The organism is Streptomyces sp. PKU-EA00015 (genome assembly GCF_013387495.1).
Classification (GTDB): Bacteria; Actinomycetota; Actinomycetes; order Streptomycetales; family Streptomycetaceae; genus Streptomyces.
On record NZ_JABZEE010000001.1, the window covers coordinates 348,291 to 363,951 of the forward strand.

Consider the following 15,661-nt stretch of genomic DNA (forward strand, 5'->3'; position numbering starts at 1 on the left):
GCACAGGAGCGCCGCGCACAACCAGCCCCGCCGGCGATTGAGGCGCAGGGTTCGGGGCAGCGCCCCGAGGGTTACGGCGTCGCCTCGCGCAAGGCGCGGCGGCACAGCGCGTCCGCGTGGCGGGTCGTCTCCGGGACGCGGAAGCGCGGCGCCAGGCGCAGCACATGTGCGCAGGCCGCGTCCAGCATCACCCGGTGGCCGACCGAGACGTACACCGGCTTCACACCCGACTGCGTCCGCAGCGCCCGTCCCACCTCCTCGCCGTCCTCGGCGCGCAGCGGCGCGAAGTCACCGCGCCGGTCGCCCAGTTCGCCGTGTGAGAAGACGAACGGGTTCTTCGCGACCCCGATCACCGGCAGCCCCGTCAGCACACCGAGGTGGCTGGCGAGGCCGAAGCGCCGTGGATGGGCCCGTCCGTAGCCGTCGCAGACGACCAGACCGGGGCCCACCGGCAGGGACTCCAGCGCGGCCAGCACCGTCGGGATCTCCCGGAACGCGAGCAGCCCGGGGACGTAAGGGAAAGAGACCCGGCCGATCGCCGTGGACCGCGCCACGACCTCCAGGGTCGCGGCGTCGAGCACGACGGCCGCCGCGGCGACGATGTCCCGCTCGTCGTCGTACGCCACGTCGACACCGGTCACCAGCCCCGTGCCGGGCGGCGGCCCGGCCTCGTCGAGGACGACGCGCGTGCGCAGTTCGTCCTGGACGGCCAGGGCCGCCGCCTCGGTCTCGGGCCAGCCCGCGGGAATGTCGACGATCTCCATGGTCCGATCAGCCTAAGCCGCGCCGGGTAACCTGGCGATCATGTTCGTAATGGAATTGACCTACACCGCTCCCGTCGAGCGCGTCGAGGAGCTCCTCGACGCGCACGTCGAGTGGCTGGACGCGCTCTACGAGGAGGGCGTGTTCATCGCCTCCGGACGGAAGAACCCGCGCGACGGCGGCGTGATCCTCGCCGTCGGGGACGGCCGCGAGCGGATCGAGCGGATCGCGGCGGCCGACCCCTTCGTCATGGGCGAGGTGTGCACCTACCGGATCACGGAGTTCATCGCGACCAAGACCGCTCCGGAACTCGCCCCCTACCGGCAGCAGTTGCCGTCGTAACGGCGCCCGGTCAGAACTCCAGGCGCGCGACCCGGCCCTTCTCGCCCGACGCCCAGCACCCGAAGTCGGGCGTGCAGTCGACGGTGTCGAACGATCCGCTGTCGACGGTGCGCCAGGTGCGGCCGCCGTCGACCGTGAGATCGGTACCGGTCGGACCGACAGCGAGTGCCGCCGACTTCAGGTGCGGCAACCACGCGACGCCCGAGCGGTACGCGGGCGGCGGTGTCGCCGCCTGGCGCCAGCTGCGCCCGCCGTCCGCCGTGACGGCCGCGGCCCGGGGTGATGCCTCGCCGCTGCGGTAGTCGCCGCCGACGGCGATGCCCTGCTCGCGGTCGCGGAAGGCGAGGGCGAAGACTCCGCGCGCGGGATCCCCGGCCGGCACGGTCGACTCGGCGACGCTCCAGTTCAGTCCGCGGTCGGCGGAGTGCAGGACCCGGGCCGTGGCGCCTCCCCCGGTGGCCAGCCAGACGTCCTTCGGGCCGGAGGAGACCAGGCACTGGCCGCTCGCGGCGAAGCCCGCCTCGCCCGGCAGGGCGGCCGGCATGCCGTCGCTCGGCAGCACCTTCCAGGACCGGCCCCCGTCACCGGTGGACAGGATCCGGTACTTGCCGTCGACCGGGTCGCTCATGGCGAGCCCGTGGCGGTGGTCGAAGAAGGTGACGCAGTCGTAGAAGGCTCGCGGATCGGTGTTGCGGAACGACTCGGTCCAGGTCTTCCCGCCGTCGTCGGTGCGCAGGACGCGGGACGCCTCCCCCTCGCCGATGGCGAGAACGACGGCCCGGCGGGCGTCGAACGCCTCGACGTCCCGGAACTCCAGCTCCCCCGCCCCTGGCGGCGAGACGTTCAGCCAGGTACGGCCGCCGTCACCCGTGCGCAGCACCGTCCCCTTGGATCCCGCCACCCACGCCACCTTGCGGCTGACCGGCGCGAGGCCCCGGAAGCGCACGTCGGTGCCGGTCTCCTTCAGCTTCCAGGCGGGCGTCGCCGCGGCCGCGCGCGTGTCCGCCTCCGCGGCCGGCCGGGCCGCCTGGGCCGGTACGGCGAGCACCGCGGAAACCGCAGCCGCGCACAGCCCCACCGACACCATTCGTCTCGTCTTCCCCTTGGACGTCATGGCGCTGGAAGCTAGCCCACGGGCCCTATGCCGTCCAGAGTGCGAGACGGCGTACCGCACGGGGCCGGGGCCGTGACACAGCTCACTCACCACTCGGATGCACGGATTCCGTTGCTCCGGCGTCTTCCGTGGTGCCCGGGAACCCCGGGCCGGACGATCCCACCGAGCCGCACACGAAGGAGCGGGCCTTGCCCACCGTCATCGAGCAGGCCGTTCAGGCGCGCCTCGTCGCCCCCGCACCCCGCATGGAGTCGGTTTTGGCGACGCTGCACTACGACCGCCGGGACCCCTTCGCCGTGCGTATCGACTTCCCGGCCCCGGCGACGCTGGAGGGCGCCGACATCTCGTGGGCCTTCTCGCGCGAGCTGCTGGCCGAGGGCGTCCGCGCGGCGACCGGCATCGGCGACGTCCGCGTGCGGCCGTACGGCTACGACCGTACGGTGCTGGAGTTCCACGCCGCCGAGGGCACCGCGGTGGTGCACATCCGCACCGGTGAGCTGCTCCGCTTCCTCGACCGGGCGCAGGCCCTGGTGCCGGCGGGCAGCGAGCATCTGCACCTGGACCTCGACGACGACCTCGCCGAGCTGCTGGGCGACGCCCGCTGACCCTCCCCCTACGCCCTGTGGGCGTAGGGCCCCCGGTCACCGATCCAGCCATGCTGGGCGCGCTGGATCTTCGCCGAGTATGCGGACAGCCACATCAGTGATCCTCGGTGCCGCTGCGGCCGTGACGTCCGGTCCCGGCACTGGGCCTAGCGGTGCGCACGGTGAAGGCGGCGGTGCGGACGGTGCCTTCGTGCTTGAAGTCGAGGAAGAGCCGGTAGGAGCCGTTGCTGGGGGCGGCGGCCATGAAGGAGATGTCGGGCCCGGGCCTGGTGGTGCCGTCGCCGGGCTCACCTTCGGGGTGGACGTGGAGGTAGGCGAGGTCTCCGAAGCGCAGGGCGACGAGGTGACCGTAGGCACCGAGGTAGGGCTCGAGGTCGGTGATGGGCTTGCCGTTCCGGGCAACGCTCAGCGTCAGCTTGCTCATCGTGCCAGCGGCGAGCTCGCCGTCCAGGGTGACGGTGTAGCCGTCGACTTCGGCTGTGGCCTTGGGTGCGGGCAGGTCCCGGGGCTGGTAGGAGCCGGCGGCTGCGAGGTCCGCACCGAGGGTCAGGGCGTGGGCGCCCTGACCGGCGGGGGTGAAGTCGGCGAAGACGCGGTAGTCGCCTGCCGCGGGCAGGTCGACGGGGGTGCTCCACGTGCCGTCGGGCTCGAGGCTGGGGTGCAGGTGGCGGAAGGTGTTCAGGTCGCGTGAGGCGAGGATGAGGTGCAGGTCCTTCCCGTGGGCCTCGTTGTACTTGGTGACGGGCTTGCCGCTGTCGTCCTTGATGGCGAAGCGCAGCGGGGTTTCCTGGCCGGCCGTGATGCGCGGGGTCTTCAGCTCGAGGGTGTAGCCGTCCTGGGAGACCTGCAGTCCTCCAGGCACGGCGGGGACGTTTTCGGCGTGCTGGCCGCCGCTGCCGTGGTTCATCGCTGTGTCCCTCTGATGGTTGGCGTGCGGGGACCGAACGTGGCCGCGAGGACGGCGCCGTAGAGGCCGATCTCGGCGGCAGTGTTCATGCTCTCTCGTCAAGGCTGGCGCCGAGCGCCCGGGACCATCACCTCAGCCCGCATTACCCCAAGGGGGTACGAATCAAGAGCTTCCCGGAACGCCAGGCGGCTGCATTACCTGGCACCTCAATCTGGTGACCGCTCTCATCAGTGGTAGGCGTGGACGACGGCGTGGCCCTTGCCGCGGCCGATCATCCACTTGTTGACCGGGGTCGTGATCAGGAAGGCGACGGCGAATCCGCCGAGCAGCGCCGACCAGAACAGCCCGTCCGAGAGGTGGGCGTCCATCGCGCCGGGGGTCAAGGCGATGATGACGTTGTCCACCAGCTCCATCACGGCGATGGAAACGGTGTCGGCGGCGAGGGCCACCTTGATCGCGGTCTTCAGGTTCAGGCCGGCCCGGATGACGGCGAACAGCGTGAAGGAGTAACCGAAGAGGAACGCGAGCGCGATCGCGAGAGCCATAGTGGGCACGTTGCCCCACAGCAGGGCGGTACCGATGACCATGCCCAGGATCTCGCCGATCGCGCACCCGGTCAGACAGTGCAGCGTCGCCTTCGCCGCCGTGCCCCAGGACGCTCCGCCGGGCATCGCATGGTCGGCGTGAGCATGGTGGTCCTCGTGCAGGACGTGGTCGTGCGCGGCTTCGCTGTGGTGAGTGCTGTGATCCATGGCCCTTCACCCCAATCCCACCTTTCAGTGTGGCCCTCCCACTGAAACTCACACCACAACAACCCCCAGGGTATTTCCCAGGCGCGCGTTCCTTCTTTGCGTACGCCGCTGTGTGAGCGGTGGCGAGCGGACGCCGGCCGAGAGGTCGGTATCGGGTCGGCGAGGCGCGCGAAAGACCCTAGCGGTCGCTCCGGCGCTCCCCCATCAGGGCGTTGAGCCGCCCGTAGTCCTCACCGTCGGTCAGTGCCGTGTACGTGCCCGTCTCCAGCAGCTCGGCGGCGGCCCGGCGCACCACGGCGTGGGCGGCCTGCGCGATACCCGACCCGACGCTGACGCGCGCCGCCCCGCGCCGGCCCAGCTCGGCGGCGTCGGGCGCGCCCGGGCCCGCCATCACGTTCAGCGGCGCGTCGATCCCCTTGGCCAGCGCCTCCACGGTCCCCGGGTCGACCACGCCCGGTACGAAGATCCCGTCCGCTCCGGCGGCGACGCAGTCCGCGGCCCGCCGGAGCGTCTCGTCCAGCCGGTCCGCCTCCGTGCCGATTCCCGCGAGGTAGACGTCGATGCGGGCGTTGACGAAGAGGGGGACCTCCGCCGCGTCCGCCGCGGCCCGCGCCGCCGTGATCCGGCGGACGTGCTCGTCGGCCGGGCGCAGGCCGTCCTCGATGTTGACGCCCACGGCACCCGCGTCCAGCACGGCGCGCACGGTCGCGGCGACGCCGTCGGCGTCGGCCGCGTAGCCGCCCTCGATGTCCGCCGTGACCGGCACGCCGACGGCCGAGGCGATACGCGCCACCTGGGCGAGAGCCGCGGCCCCCTCCAGCCGGTCGCCGTCGGCGGTGCCGAGGTCCCAGGCGACGCCGGCGCTGGTGGTGGCGATCGCCGCGGCGCCCGCGTCCTCGATGATGCGGGCGCTCGCCGTGTCCCAGGCGTTGGGGAGCAGCAGCGGACGGCCGGGGGTGTGCAGGGCATGGAAGCGGCGCGCGAGGTCACGAAGGTTCGTCATGCCCGCACTCAATCAGTGCTTCCCCTGCCGTGGCTGGCAGTTTTCCGTCATCAACGCGGGTGCCCCGGCGGCCCGTTAAATGCTTTGACAGCCCGGCGGGCCGGTCCTAGCGTGTGCGACGGTTCTGTTGTCGTCGATCGGAGTAGGACGTTGCTCGTCTGAGGTCACGAGACACCGTGCGGCCCGGCCTTTGCCCGCGCGCACGTGTGCGACCTCGACGCTCTGCCGTCCGCTTTCCGCCCGACCGGGACCTCTTCTCGTTCCCGTACGGCTCCGTCGCCACGTGTCCCGGTGTCTCCACCGTTGCCCCGCCCCTTCCACGCGACCCGGAGACCCGTATGCCACTCACCCCCGCTTTCCTCACCTGCTCCTCCCTCGGCTTCGCCTGGCCGGACGGCACGCAGGTGTTCGACGATTTCCAGCTCGCCGTCGGCCCCGGCCGTACGGGCCTGATCGGCCTCAACGGCTCGGGGAAGTCCACCCTGTTGAAACTGATCGCCGGCGATCTCGTCCCCGTCTCGGGCACGGTCCGGGTCGCGGGCGAGGTCGGGTACCTGCCGCAGAACCTGGTCCTCGACACGGGCCTGCGCGTCGACGAGGTGCTGGGCATCGCCGCGACCCGCGCGGCGCTGCACGCCATCGAGGGCGGAGATCCGAGCGAGGAGCACTTCACCGCGGTCGGCGACGACTGGGACGTGGAGGAGCGCGCACGCGCCGCGCTCGACCAGCTCGGTCTCGGGCACATCGGCCTGGACCGCACCATCGGCGAGGTGTCGGGCGGCGAGGGCGTCCTGCTGCGGCTGGCGGCCCTGCTGCTGGCCCGGCCGGACGTGCTGCTGCTCGACGAGCCGACCAACAACCTCGACCTGTACGCGCGCCGCAGGCTCTACGACGCGGTCACGGCCTGGTCCGGGGTCATGGTGGTCGTCAGCCACGACCGTGAACTCCTCGAACGCGTCGACCAGATCGCCGACCTGCGCGACGGCGAGGTGAGCTGGTACGGCGGCAACTTCACGGCGTACGAGCAGGCTCTCGCCGTCGAACAGGAGGCGGCGGAGCGGATGGTGCGTGTGGCGGAGGCCGACGTGCAACGGCAGAAGCGCGAACTGGCCGAAGCACAGGTGAAGTTGGCACGCCGCAAGCGGTACGGGCAGAAGATGTGGGACAGCAAGCGCGAGCCCAAGATCGTGATGGGCGCCCGCAAGCGCGCCGCTCAGGAGTCGGCGGGCAAGCACCGCATCATGCACACGGAACGGCTCGCGGAGGCACGCGAACGCCTCGACGAGGCCGCGGAAGCCGTACGCGACGACGACGAGATCCGCATCGAGCTGCCGCACACCATCGTCCACCCGGGGCGCGGAGTGCTGCGGCTGAGCGGACTGCGCCTGCGGTACGGCGCAGAGATCCCCGGCGAGCTGGAGGTGCGCGGGCCCGAGCGCATCGCCCTGGTCGGGCGCAACGGCGCGGGCAAGACGACGCTGCTGCGCACCATCACCGGGGAGCTCTCGCCGGTGGCCGGCGAGGCGGTCGCACAGGTTCCGCTGCGCTTCCTGCCGCAGCGTCTCGATCTGCTCGACGACGGCCTGAGCGTGGTCGAGAACGTGGCCCGCTTCGCGCCGGGCGCGACGAACAACGCGATCCGGGCCAAACTCGCGCGCTTCCTGTTCCGCGGGGCGCTCGCCGACCAGCCGGCGGGGACGCTGTCGGGCGGTGAGCGCTTCAGGGCCGCCCTCGCCGCTCTGCTGCTGGCCGAGCCCGCGCCGCAGCTGCTCATGCTGGACGAGCCGACGAACAACCTCGACATGGCGAGCGTGCGGCGGCTGACGGCGGCGCTGGAGTCCTACGAGGGCGCGCTGATCGTGGCGAGCCACGACGTGACGTTCCTGGAGTCGATCGGCGTCACACGCCGGCTGCTGCTGGACGGCGAGGGGCTGCGGGACATCTCGGCCGACGAGCTGGGGTCGGAGGCGTTTCCGGAGAGCTGAGGACGGCGCGGTGCGAGGGCGGGGCCGGCCGGAACCGGAAGGTGATCTACCTCTCCCTGCGCACCGCGCCACCTGGCCACATAACCATACGTAAGGGGACACTGCGGATCCGGGCTTGGCCGAGGCCTTATCGCGTGCTTAACCTACGGTTTCGTAACCTACGAATCCGTAAGTGCCACGCCCGTCCCCTGGAGCACTCGTGACGATCACCTCTCCCCACCTCGGCAGCTCGGATGCCTGGAGCGACGCCCGGCTGCTGTACGCACTCGAAGAGGTCGTGGAGACGGAGCTCAACCGCCACCTCAAGGTCGCCAAGGACTGGATGCCGCACGAGTACGTGCCCTTCGGCGACGGCCGGAACTTCCCGGGCCTCTTCGAGGACGGGGAGGCCTGGGAGCCGGACCAGTCCAAGGTCACCGACATCGGCCGCATCGCCCTCGTGGTGAACCTGCTGACCGAGGACAACCTCCCGAGCTACCACCACGAGATCGCCACCCTCTTCGGCCGCGACGGCGCGTGGGGCACCTGGGTGCACCGCTGGACCGCGGAGGAGGGCCGGCACGGCATCGTCATGCGCGACTACCTGCTCACCTCGCGCGCGGTCGACCCGGACAAGCTGGAGCAGTTCCGCATGGCGCACATGGCGGAGGGCTTCGAGTCGGACAACCGCCACTCGATGCTGCACTCCGTCGCGTACGTCGCCTTCCAGGAGCTCGCGACCCGCGTCTCGCACCGCAACACCGGCCACCAGTCGGGCGACCCCGTCTGCGACCGGATGCTGGCGCGCATCGCGACCGACGAGAACCTGCACATGGTCTTCTACCGCAACCTGCTGAGCGCGGCCTTCGAGCTCGCCCCCGACCTGACCATGCAGGCCGTCCGCGACGTCGTGGTCAACTTCCGGATGCCCGGACACGGCATGCCCGGCTTCGAGCGCGCGGCCGCCCAGATGGCGATCGGCGAGATCTACAACCTGCGCATCCACCACGACGACGTCCTCCAGCCGGTGCTCCGCTTCCTGAAGATCATGGAGATCGACGGCCTGGGCCCCGAGGGCCTCAAGGCTCAGGAGGAGCTCGGCCTGTACATGGGCGGGCTGGACTCCGAGGCGAGGAAGTTCGACGAGAGGCTCGCCGCCCGCAAGACCCGCATGGCGGCCCGCGCGGGGAAGTGACGCCGGGGCCGGCCGAACCGGCGTACGGGCCCGGTCTCACCACGCGGCCTCCTGGTAGTCCTTGAGGAACACGCCTGCGACCGGGTCGCCCGCCTCACCGCGCACGATCGGGTCGTAGATCCGCGCCGCGCCGTCGACGACGTCGAGCGGCGTGCGGGTGCCGAAGGCGGCGATCCGCGCCTTGCGCGGCGCGGGGTTCTCGTCGGTGATCCATCCGGTGTCGACGCTGCACATGTGCACGCCCTCGGCGGCGAGCTGCGCCGCGCTCGTGCGCGTGAGCATGTTCAGTGCCGCCTTGGCCATGTTGGTCTGCGGGTGGCGGGCCGTCTTGTTGCGCACCGCGAACCGGCCCTCCACTGCGGTCACATTGACGATGTACCGCCGCGGCCTGGGCGAGGCCAGCAGCAGCGGCAGCAGGCGGTCGGCGAGCAGGGCCGGCGCCAGGGCGTTGACCAGCTGGGTCTCGAGCAGCTCGGCGGGGTCGAGGCCGCCGAGCCGGGCCGACCAGGAGTTCTCCGGCGCGAGGTCGGGCAGCAGGCCCGTCTGGTCGGACGCCTCCGCCTCGGCCTCCGGCAGGACGAGTGAGAGGGCGCCGTCCGGTGCCCCCACGGCCGCCATCGGCGCATAACCGGGCGCCATGAGCACGCCGGGCCGCGAGGCGCCGCTCTCCCCCGCGGCCAGCAGCGCGTACGCCTCGGGCGGGCGGCGGATCGTCTGCGCGGCGTTGTTGACCAGGACGTCCAATGGCTCGCCGCCGTCGCGCAGCCGCTCGCACAGGCCCAGCACCTGCCGCGGGTCACGCAGGTCGACGGCGGCGACCGTCAGCCGGCCGAGCCACTCGCGGCTGCCGGGCACGGCCCGGAACCTGCGCAGCGTGTCGTCCGGGAACCGGCTCGTGACCAGCAGCTCGGCACCATCCCGCAGCATCATCAGCGCCAGCTGGAAGCCGATCTTCACCCGGCCGCCGGTGAGCAGGACCCGCCGTCCGCGCAGATCCGTGCTCAGCGAGCGCCGGGCGGTGTTGTCGGCGGCGCAGGGCGGGCAGAGCCGGTGGTAGAAACTGTCGGCCTGTCGGTAGAGCGCCTTGCAGACATAGCAACGCCGGGGTCGCTCGTAGTGCTCGACGTCCCGGCCGGGCTCCACGGCCGCGAGCGGCGCCTCCTCCCGCCGGTCGAGGGCGCCCGTGGCGGTCCCGGCCGCGAGGGCGGCATCGGCCTCGGACCGGGCGCGCCGCACGGCCTTGCGCCGCAGATTGCGGCTCTCGCGCGCGAACGACGCGGCGATCGACTCGCCCCTCATCCGCCGGGGATCGCCCAGCGGCAGCGCGCGCAGCTTGCGCGCCATGAGCGCGAAGGCGTCCAACTCGTCGTCCGTGACCTGGTCGTTCATGTCGTCGTCCCACCCCTGCCGAGTCCGGTGATCTTAACGACACGCCGTCAATCGGAGCATCCGGATATCCCCCCACTCGTGCGGGGTACGGCAGTTGTCCCCTGCGGCGGACGGTCTGCCAGGGTGAGCGGCCATGGATCCCGATCTCGAGGTGAACGGCCGTCAGCTGGCCCGGTTCTGCCGGGCCCTGGACGAGTCGCTGACGTCACTGGGCGAGGCGCGCCGAGCGCTGGAACACGTACGGGCGGACCAACTGGGCACCGCCGCTCTCGACGAGGCGTGCGACGGCTTCCAGAAGCGCTGGAAGTACGGCGCCGAACAACTCGACGACCGCATCACGTCCGTCCGCGACGGCGTGCAGGCCACGCGGGCCGGGTTCGCGGAGGTGGAGCGGGCGATCGAGACGGCGTTCAGGGCCGTGGCGGTGCGGCATGGCTGAGTACCCGCACCTGGGCTGGGACCCGGCGCCGGGCAGCCCGGCGGAGATCGCGGCGCTCCAGAAGAAACTGCAGACCTCGGCGACGGCCCTGGGCACGGCGCACGCGCTGGTGAACCGCCTCCTCGGGGAGAGCGCGCACTGGAGGGGCGAGGCGGCGCAGGCCTTCCGCGGCGCGCTGGACGGCGACCTCCCCCGGTACCTGAGGAACGCGCACCGCTCGGTGTCGAAGGCGTCGGCGCGACTGCTGTCGTGGCACGAGGACCTGGTTGGTTACCAGGCGACGGCACGGACGTACGAGACGAGGGCGCGGCTGTCCTCGGCGGAACTGCGGCGCGCGGAGTCCCACCACGACGCCCTCGCCGCGTCCCCGGACGCGCCGCCACCGGACCTCCGCACGGCGGCGTCCGCGGTGACGCGCGCGCGTACGGCACTGGCGTCGGTCCGCGCGCTGGCCCACGAACTGGAGGCGACGCACGCGGCGGAGGCGGCGCGCATCGCGAAGTCCCTGAACGAGGCGACGGACAGACTGGCACCGCGGGAGCCGGGGGCGTTGGACAAGGTGCTGGGCTGGGTCGACGACCATCTGGGTGACACGCTGGCGCTGCTGTCGGCCGGGCTTGGACTCGCCGCGATCCTTGCTTCCGGCCCGTTGGCCGTGCCCCTGTTGTTTGCAGCGGCCGGGCTCAGTCTCGCCGCCTTCGCTTCCCATGCGAACGACCCGCGACACCGAGCAGCCCTCAAGGCTGGTTTCACCGATGGGCGATTCGACGGCAAGTTCTGGTCCAGCGCAGTCACCCTGACGGCTGATGCACTCGGTGCCGTACCCGGAGTGGGTGCCGTCGCTCAGGGAGCCAAGGGGATGACCGCTGCCACCAGGGCCGGCATCGCCGCCGAGCATGGTGCCGCGGCAACTCTGAGAAGCGGAACGAGCGCCCTGCGGTCAGACTCGATCGCCGCCATGCGCGAGATCAATGACGCCCCCAAGCCCGTGCTCGACTGGGTGGTTCGTCGCACAGATCCCAGGGTTCAGAAGCCCTTGGAGGTCGGAGTCGCCGGCGCCGGCGTGGCCACCTCGACAGTGAGCTTGACACCGGCCGACAGCAACGACAGCGCCAAGAACGCAGCGACGGCGGTCGACGGCACCCGTCTCGCCGTGTCCGATGGGCCCGGCGCAGGGATGACAGCGGCCCGTACCTGGGCCGGCCTTGCTCGTTAGGAGTGAACATGACTGACCCCTGCTGGTTTCACCTGCCACCCGGTTTCGTCGAACTCGACCTCGACGACGTGGATGGTCTGACGCAGCGTCTGTGCGATGACATGAACGCACTCGGCATGGGCGGAACTGCCCTGCAAGCGCCCCATGCTGCATCGACGGCGCTGCGCATGTTCGGCGACCTTCGCGAGCACGGCACGATGTTCGTCGCAGTCGGCCTTCACGCTGATACAGACGCAGGTGTCTCCACGAGCGTCCTGTCGCTGTCAGAGGTGATGGTGGGAACCTGCACGAGCACGTTGGCCGCAGCACACTGCGGGCTGCGGTTGGCGGGCACGGACTTTGGCACCATCCGACGACGGGAGCTGGTGGAGCTGCCCTGCAGCACCGGCTCGGCGCTTGTGACGTGCACGCTTCCACCGCCACCCGATATGGGAGGCGACCCAGCGGCGATGGCGACCGGCAGCCAAGAGGTTTTCCAGGCCCGCCTGTGTGTGCCACGCCCCTCGGGCCCCCGCGTGATCGTCATCGATCTGACCACCACTGCAGTCGAGTTCTGCGACGAGTACACGGAGATTCTTATGGGTGTAGGCAGGACGGTCACATTCGAACCTTCTGCCCCACCCACAGTCTCCCCTCCTCCGCGGAGCACACTCTCGGATCTGGCGCTGTGATGCACCAGGGGCCCCCACCTTCGACCGGGACTGCGCTGGACCACCTACCGACCGCGGCAGCACACGCCCGAAGCATGTGGCGTCGACAGATGTGGCTTATGGCATCGGTAGCAACGCCGCTGCTCGTCCTCGGAGCCGGACAACTCGCAGCCACCCCTGATTGGGCCGTACCGCCGATCGTGCTGGTTGTCGTCGTCTCGCCAGTGGCGATCTTGATCACCACCTCGGCTCTGGTGCTCGCCCCCCGCTCGGCACGCATCCTCCGGACCTATGCCTGGAGGGAGTACATCTGCAGCTACCCGCCATTTGGCGGACGCAGAGACTTCCTTATCGCACTCCACCTGCCGACCGGAGAGGAAGTCATGCTCCACACCACCCCGTTCCGCTGCGACTTGAGGCACAAGCAGAACGCGTATCCCGACAGGATCTGGTTCGCAGGCGACCCCGCATGCGGCGGCGTGTTGTCGCCAGTGGGCGGCCACTTCCCGGTCAGGGCCGTCAACCCTGCGCTCTGGGAGGAACCGTCCGCCGATGTGCAAACCGCCGACGCACGCGCCGAGGCCGCAGGCCTGGCCAGGGACGGCCGGTACCTGCGGCGCTGGTTCTGAACGGGCCTCCAGTCAGCCACGTCCCCGCTTCAACCGCTGCCGCTCCTTCTCCGAGAGCCCGCCCCACACGCCGAATCTCTCGTCGTGCGTCAGCGCGTACTCCAGGCACGCCACCCTCCCCTCGCACGCTCCGCACAGCTGCTTCGCCTCGCGGGTGGAGGAGCCGGGGGCCGGGAAGAAGAACTCCGGGCCCGCCTGGGCGCACAGGGCCGTCTCCTGCCAGGCCAGTTCCGGGTCGGTGATGGTGTTGATCGCCATGTACGTCACCTTGCCCCGTGGCGATAAACAGTCGATCAATGACGCGTCAACGACTGCCACCGTTTGCGTTCAGCCGTGCTGTTCGACGCCCCGCAGGACCGCGAACCGCGCTCCCGCCGGGTCCGCGAGGCGGGCGAAGCGGCCCACGCCCTCCATCGTGGTCGGGGGCATCCTGATCTCGCCGCCGAGTTCCTGGGCCGTGGTCACGGCCGCGTCGCAGTCGGCGACCTCGAAGTACGGCAGCCAGAACGGGCCCAGGTCCTTCTCCGACGGGTCCGCCGTCAGCGGGACGGCTCCGGCGAACGCCGCCTCCGGGTCCGAGCCGCCCGGGCGGATCAGGGTGTAGGCGCCACTGCCGTCCGGGAGCGGCATCGCGGACGTCTCCCACCCGAGGACGGTGGAGTAGAAGGCGAGCGCGGAGTCCGGCTCGGGGGTGTACAACTCGAGCCAGCACAGCGCGCCGGGGTCGCCCACGACGTCGAGTCCCTTGTTCCTCCCCGGCTGCCAGGCGGAGAAGCCCGCGCCCGACGGGTCCATGAAGACCGCCATGCGGCCCTGGTCGAAGACGTCCATCGGCGCGTACACCACCGTGCCGCCGTTGCCCTCGACCGCCTCGGCCGTCGCGTCGAGGTCCGGTGTCTGGAAGTAGACGCTCCAGCCGGCGGGCGCCCGGTCGGCGGGGACGGTCATGCCGGCGGCGACGGTCCTGCCGTCGAGGCGGAACATGCCGTAGCCGCCCGCGTCCGGACCGGCGGACGCGAACTCCCAGCCGAACAGCCTGCCGTAGAAGAAGGTGGCGGCATCGAGGTCGGGGGTGCCGAGGTCGATCCAGTTCGGCGAGCCGGTGACGTAGGCGGTGCTGAGCATGGTCCCTCCTTCGCGACCCCCCGGGCGACGGTCCTGCGACCGCGGTCCGTGCCGAGTCTGCTACCGAACCGCGCCGGACGCACGCAGTACCGGGTGCACGGCGATTCGCGCCTGGCCTGTCCATGAGGCGAATCCGACCTGTATCCGGGAGAGGCGAAGACCGGCGTGAGGGACGCCGCGGTGATCGCGGACGCCGCACGGACGATGCCGCACGCCCTGCGCTCTTTGGAACCGACCGACGAGATCACCGCCGAACTGACCGTGCCGGTCGGCTTCAACCAGGACCTCACGGCCGAGGCCACCCGCACCTCCAACCGGGTAGTGCCGAGCAGGCCGAGGAAGATGCCACTGACGACTCCGCAGCCGGCCATGGCCACGTTCCACAAGGTGACGAGCATGACCTACGCGGGCGTCTGCCGCCCACGTCACTCTGCAGGAGGGTGGGGGCGCCACCCCATCCGAGACCCCAGAGCGTGACCGCGGCGTAGACCAGGGCGGGACTGACGGTCAGCATGCCCAGGATGGAGGCTGCCACGGCGACAAGGAAGGCGCTGGCGATGGTGAGGGCGCGCAGCCGGCGGTTGATGTGAACGCCCACGATCCAGATGCTCACCAAGGAGGCGGCGCCGAAGACCAGCAATACGAGGTCGGTGAAGTCGCCCATGCTGAGGTGGTCGAGCAACGTGGCGATGCAGATGTAGAGGATGATGCGGGTCAGTACGAAGACCAGGGTGGCGGTCCTCGCCCTCCACCTCAACGCCTCAAGCCGAGGTTAGCGAAGGCTCACTGATGAAAGGTCAGGTGCATGCCGTGGGTATAGCCTCTGATCTGGGAAAACATTACGGTTCGGGTTGATCTTTTCACGGAAAATTCGAGAAAATTGGGATCATGGAGGAAGTTGGGTGAATCATTCTGCACCGGACGGAACGCATAACCTTCAGGAACTGTGGCAGCGATTCGAGAGGTGGCTCAGGGAGAACGCCCCGGGAGACTACGCTGCACTTCGTCCAGGAGCATCCGATGCTGATATATCAAGGCTGGAGAATGGAATCGGATTTTCGCTCCACGGTGAACTGAAGTTGCTTCTTGCGGCACACAATGGTGTCACGTTGCGCAGGTCCAGCATGGAACCCGGCGCTTTTCTCCTCGGCTACAGCCTTCTGGATACGGAAAGAATCCTGGAATGGCGGCAGAATCTTGTCTCCATGGTGCAAGACGCTGTTGAGGAAGGCTATGAGGAAGATGTAGTCGGGCGCACCGCGCACGGTCAGTGGGTTCCATTCGCCCAGAGCCTTACTGGCGATCTGCTGTTCGTTGATCACCGGAGCGATCACTACGGGGATGTCGGGGAGATCTCGTTCGGCGATCCCGAGTACCTGTGGCTGTGGCCATGTATGAGTCTGATGCTCAACGACCTATGCAACGCGGTGGAGGGTTTGACGCGGCTGCCTGCCGTGCGCCGTTCTCCCTCTATCCATGAAGGGCGCATGCTGGAGTGGGTCACAGGTTGATTCGGAAAACGAAGTGGCCCGCCAGGTCACGAGATCTGGCGGGCCACTTGGTGTGGCT

17 protein-coding genes and 2 pseudogenes are annotated in these 15,661 nt (G+C 70.3%); 10 read left to right on the forward strand and 9 right to left on the reverse strand.

What is annotated here, in order from left to right:
- Positions 1 to 71: 71 nt before the first annotated feature.
- A complete protein-coding gene (locus HW130_RS01520; protein WP_177147480.1) occupies positions 72 to 764 on the reverse strand; it encodes an endonuclease V in 693 nt (230 codons plus the stop codon).
- A gap of 40 nt (positions 765 to 804) precedes the next feature.
- Between HW130_RS01520 and HW130_RS01525 the strand changes: the two genes are divergently transcribed.
- Entirely contained in the window at positions 805 to 1,104 is a 300-nt protein-coding gene (locus HW130_RS01525) for a YciI family protein (RefSeq protein ID WP_177147481.1), read from the forward strand.
- Positions 1,105 to 1,114: 10 nt separating this feature from the next.
- Here HW130_RS01525 and HW130_RS01530 read toward each other — a convergent pair whose 3' ends face one another.
- A complete protein-coding gene (locus HW130_RS01530; RefSeq protein WP_256355731.1) occupies positions 1,115 to 2,218 on the reverse strand; it encodes an oxidoreductase in 1,104 nt (367 codons plus the stop codon).
- A 188-nt stretch (positions 2,219 to 2,406) separates the two neighbouring features.
- Between HW130_RS01530 and HW130_RS01535 the strand changes: the two genes are divergently transcribed.
- On the forward strand, positions 2,407 to 2,823 hold the full coding sequence (locus HW130_RS01535) for an SsgA family sporulation/cell division regulator (protein WP_177147482.1): 417 nt from the start codon (positions 2,407 to 2,409) through the stop codon (positions 2,821 to 2,823).
- 94 nt (positions 2,824 to 2,917) lie between these two features.
- On the opposite strand, the gene HW130_RS01540 is transcribed toward HW130_RS01535, so the two are convergent.
- From HW130_RS01540 to HW130_RS01550, 3 genes are all read right to left on the reverse strand, one after another.
- On the reverse strand, positions 2,918 to 3,730 hold the full coding sequence (locus tag HW130_RS01540) for a hypothetical protein (RefSeq protein ID WP_309140285.1): 813 nt from the start codon (positions 3,728 to 3,730) through the stop codon (positions 2,918 to 2,920).
- Positions 3,731 to 3,957: 227 nt separating this feature from the next.
- Positions 3,958 to 4,482, reverse strand: a complete 525-nt coding sequence (locus HW130_RS01545) for a DUF4396 domain-containing protein (RefSeq protein ID WP_177147483.1) — start codon at positions 4,480 to 4,482, stop codon at positions 3,958 to 3,960.
- 178 nt (positions 4,483 to 4,660) lie between these two features.
- Positions 4,661 to 5,485, reverse strand: coding sequence for an isocitrate lyase/phosphoenolpyruvate mutase family protein (locus tag HW130_RS01550; protein WP_177147484.1), 825 nt, complete (start codon positions 5,483 to 5,485; stop codon positions 4,661 to 4,663).
- A 338-nt stretch (positions 5,486 to 5,823) separates the two neighbouring features.
- Between HW130_RS01550 and HW130_RS01555 the strand changes: the two genes are divergently transcribed.
- Complete coding sequence (locus HW130_RS01555; protein WP_177147485.1) at positions 5,824 to 7,470, forward strand: ABC-F family ATP-binding cassette domain-containing protein; 1,647 nt, start codon at positions 5,824 to 5,826, stop codon at positions 7,468 to 7,470.
- 199 nt (positions 7,471 to 7,669) lie between these two features.
- The gene (locus HW130_RS01560) at positions 7,670 to 8,644 is read left to right on the forward strand and encodes an acyl-ACP desaturase (RefSeq protein ID WP_177147486.1); all 975 of its coding nucleotides are present in this window, start codon (positions 7,670 to 7,672) and stop codon (positions 8,642 to 8,644) included.
- A 36-nt stretch (positions 8,645 to 8,680) separates the two neighbouring features.
- Here the strand turns inward: HW130_RS01560 and HW130_RS01565 are convergent, their stop codons facing one another.
- Entirely contained in the window at positions 8,681 to 10,033 is a 1,353-nt protein-coding gene (locus HW130_RS01565) for an SDR family NAD(P)-dependent oxidoreductase (RefSeq protein ID WP_177147487.1), read from the reverse strand.
- 133 nt (positions 10,034 to 10,166) lie between these two features.
- Here HW130_RS01565 and HW130_RS01570 point away from each other — a divergent pair, with 133 nt between their 5' ends.
- The 4 genes from HW130_RS01570 (at position 10,167) to HW130_RS01585 (ending at position 12,967) form a co-directional block, all read left to right on the forward strand.
- On the forward strand, positions 10,167 to 10,472 hold the full coding sequence (locus HW130_RS01570; protein ID WP_177147488.1) for a hypothetical protein: 306 nt from the start codon (positions 10,167 to 10,169) through the stop codon (positions 10,470 to 10,472).
- Positions 10,465 to 11,688: a hypothetical protein gene (locus HW130_RS01575; RefSeq protein WP_177147489.1), complete on the forward strand. Its 1,224-nt coding sequence runs from the start codon at positions 10,465 to 10,467 to the stop codon at positions 11,686 to 11,688. Before HW130_RS01570 ends, HW130_RS01575 begins: the two co-directional genes overlap by 8 nt.
- A gap of 8 nt (positions 11,689 to 11,696) precedes the next feature.
- Positions 11,697 to 12,359, forward strand: coding sequence for a hypothetical protein (locus HW130_RS01580; protein ID WP_177147490.1), 663 nt, complete (start codon positions 11,697 to 11,699; stop codon positions 12,357 to 12,359).
- Positions 12,360 to 12,457: 98 nt separating this feature from the next.
- Complete coding sequence (locus HW130_RS01585) at positions 12,458 to 12,967, forward strand: hypothetical protein (protein ID WP_177147491.1); 510 nt, start codon at positions 12,458 to 12,460, stop codon at positions 12,965 to 12,967.
- A gap of 12 nt (positions 12,968 to 12,979) precedes the next feature.
- Here the strand turns inward: HW130_RS01585 and HW130_RS01590 are convergent, their stop codons facing one another.
- Both HW130_RS01590 and HW130_RS01595 read right to left on the reverse strand, forming a co-directional pair.
- Positions 12,980 to 13,225, reverse strand: a complete 246-nt coding sequence (locus tag HW130_RS01590; protein ID WP_177147492.1) for a WhiB family transcriptional regulator — start codon at positions 13,223 to 13,225, stop codon at positions 12,980 to 12,982.
- A gap of 69 nt (positions 13,226 to 13,294) precedes the next feature.
- Positions 13,295 to 14,092 (reverse strand): VOC family protein, encoded by a 798-nt coding sequence (locus tag HW130_RS01595; protein WP_177147493.1) that lies wholly within the window; start codon positions 14,090 to 14,092, stop codon positions 13,295 to 13,297.
- 104 nt (positions 14,093 to 14,196) lie between these two features.
- On the opposite strand from HW130_RS01595, the pseudogene HW130_RS01600 reads away from it, so the two are divergent.
- Positions 14,197 to 14,413 (forward strand): annotated as a pseudogene (locus HW130_RS01600) (transposase); the annotation flags it as partial.
- Here HW130_RS01600 and HW130_RS35545 read toward each other — a convergent pair.
- Positions 14,413 to 14,825 (reverse strand): annotated as a pseudogene (locus HW130_RS35545) (MFS transporter); the annotation flags it as partial. The pseudogenes HW130_RS01600 and HW130_RS35545 sit on opposite strands and share 1 nt — an antisense overlap.
- 169 nt (positions 14,826 to 14,994) lie before the next feature.
- Here HW130_RS35545 and HW130_RS01605 point away from each other — a divergent pair.
- Complete coding sequence (locus HW130_RS01605) at positions 14,995 to 15,603, forward strand: SMI1/KNR4 family protein (protein ID WP_177147494.1); 609 nt, start codon at positions 14,995 to 14,997, stop codon at positions 15,601 to 15,603.
- Positions 15,604 to 15,661: the final 58 nt, after the last annotated feature.

What these genes read in the sequence shown, in the direction of transcription:
- HW130_RS01575 (WP_177147489.1), top strand. Translation starts at nt 10,465, where the DNA reads ATGGCTGAGTACCCGCACCTGGGCTGGGACCCGGCGCCGGGCAGCCCG.
- HW130_RS01570 (WP_177147488.1), top strand. Translation starts at nt 10,167, where the DNA reads ATGGATCCCGATCTCGAGGTGAACGGCCGTCAGCTGGCCCGGTTCTGC.
- HW130_RS01565 (WP_177147487.1), bottom strand. Translation starts at nt 10,033, where the DNA reads ATGAACGACCAGGTCACGGACGACGAGTTGGACGCCTTCGCGCTCATG.
- HW130_RS01595 (WP_177147493.1), bottom strand. Translation starts at nt 14,092, where the DNA reads ATGCTCAGCACCGCCTACGTCACCGGCTCGCCGAACTGGATCGACCTC.
- HW130_RS01555 (WP_177147485.1), top strand. Translation starts at nt 5,824, where the DNA reads ATGCCACTCACCCCCGCTTTCCTCACCTGCTCCTCCCTCGGCTTCGCC.
- HW130_RS01530 (WP_256355731.1), bottom strand. Translation starts at nt 2,218, where the DNA reads ATGACGTCCAAGGGGAAGACGAGACGAATGGTGTCGGTGGGGCTGTGC.
- HW130_RS01580 (WP_177147490.1), top strand. Translation starts at nt 11,697, where the DNA reads ATGACTGACCCCTGCTGGTTTCACCTGCCACCCGGTTTCGTCGAACTC.
- HW130_RS01540 (WP_309140285.1), bottom strand. Translation starts at nt 3,730, where the DNA reads ATGAACCACGGCAGCGGCGGCCAGCACGCCGAAAACGTCCCCGCCGTG.
- HW130_RS01590 (WP_177147492.1), bottom strand. Translation starts at nt 13,225, where the DNA reads ATGGCGATCAACACCATCACCGACCCGGAACTGGCCTGGCAGGAGACG.
- HW130_RS01520 (WP_177147480.1), bottom strand. Translation starts at nt 764, where the DNA reads ATGGAGATCGTCGACATTCCCGCGGGCTGGCCCGAGACCGAGGCGGCG.
- HW130_RS01550 (WP_177147484.1), bottom strand. Translation starts at nt 5,485, where the DNA reads ATGACGAACCTTCGTGACCTCGCGCGCCGCTTCCATGCCCTGCACACC.
- HW130_RS01525 (WP_177147481.1), top strand. Translation starts at nt 805, where the DNA reads ATGTTCGTAATGGAATTGACCTACACCGCTCCCGTCGAGCGCGTCGAG.
- HW130_RS01545 (WP_177147483.1), bottom strand. Translation starts at nt 4,482, where the DNA reads ATGGATCACAGCACTCACCACAGCGAAGCCGCGCACGACCACGTCCTG.
- HW130_RS01585 (WP_177147491.1), top strand. Translation starts at nt 12,458, where the DNA reads ATGGCATCGGTAGCAACGCCGCTGCTCGTCCTCGGAGCCGGACAACTC.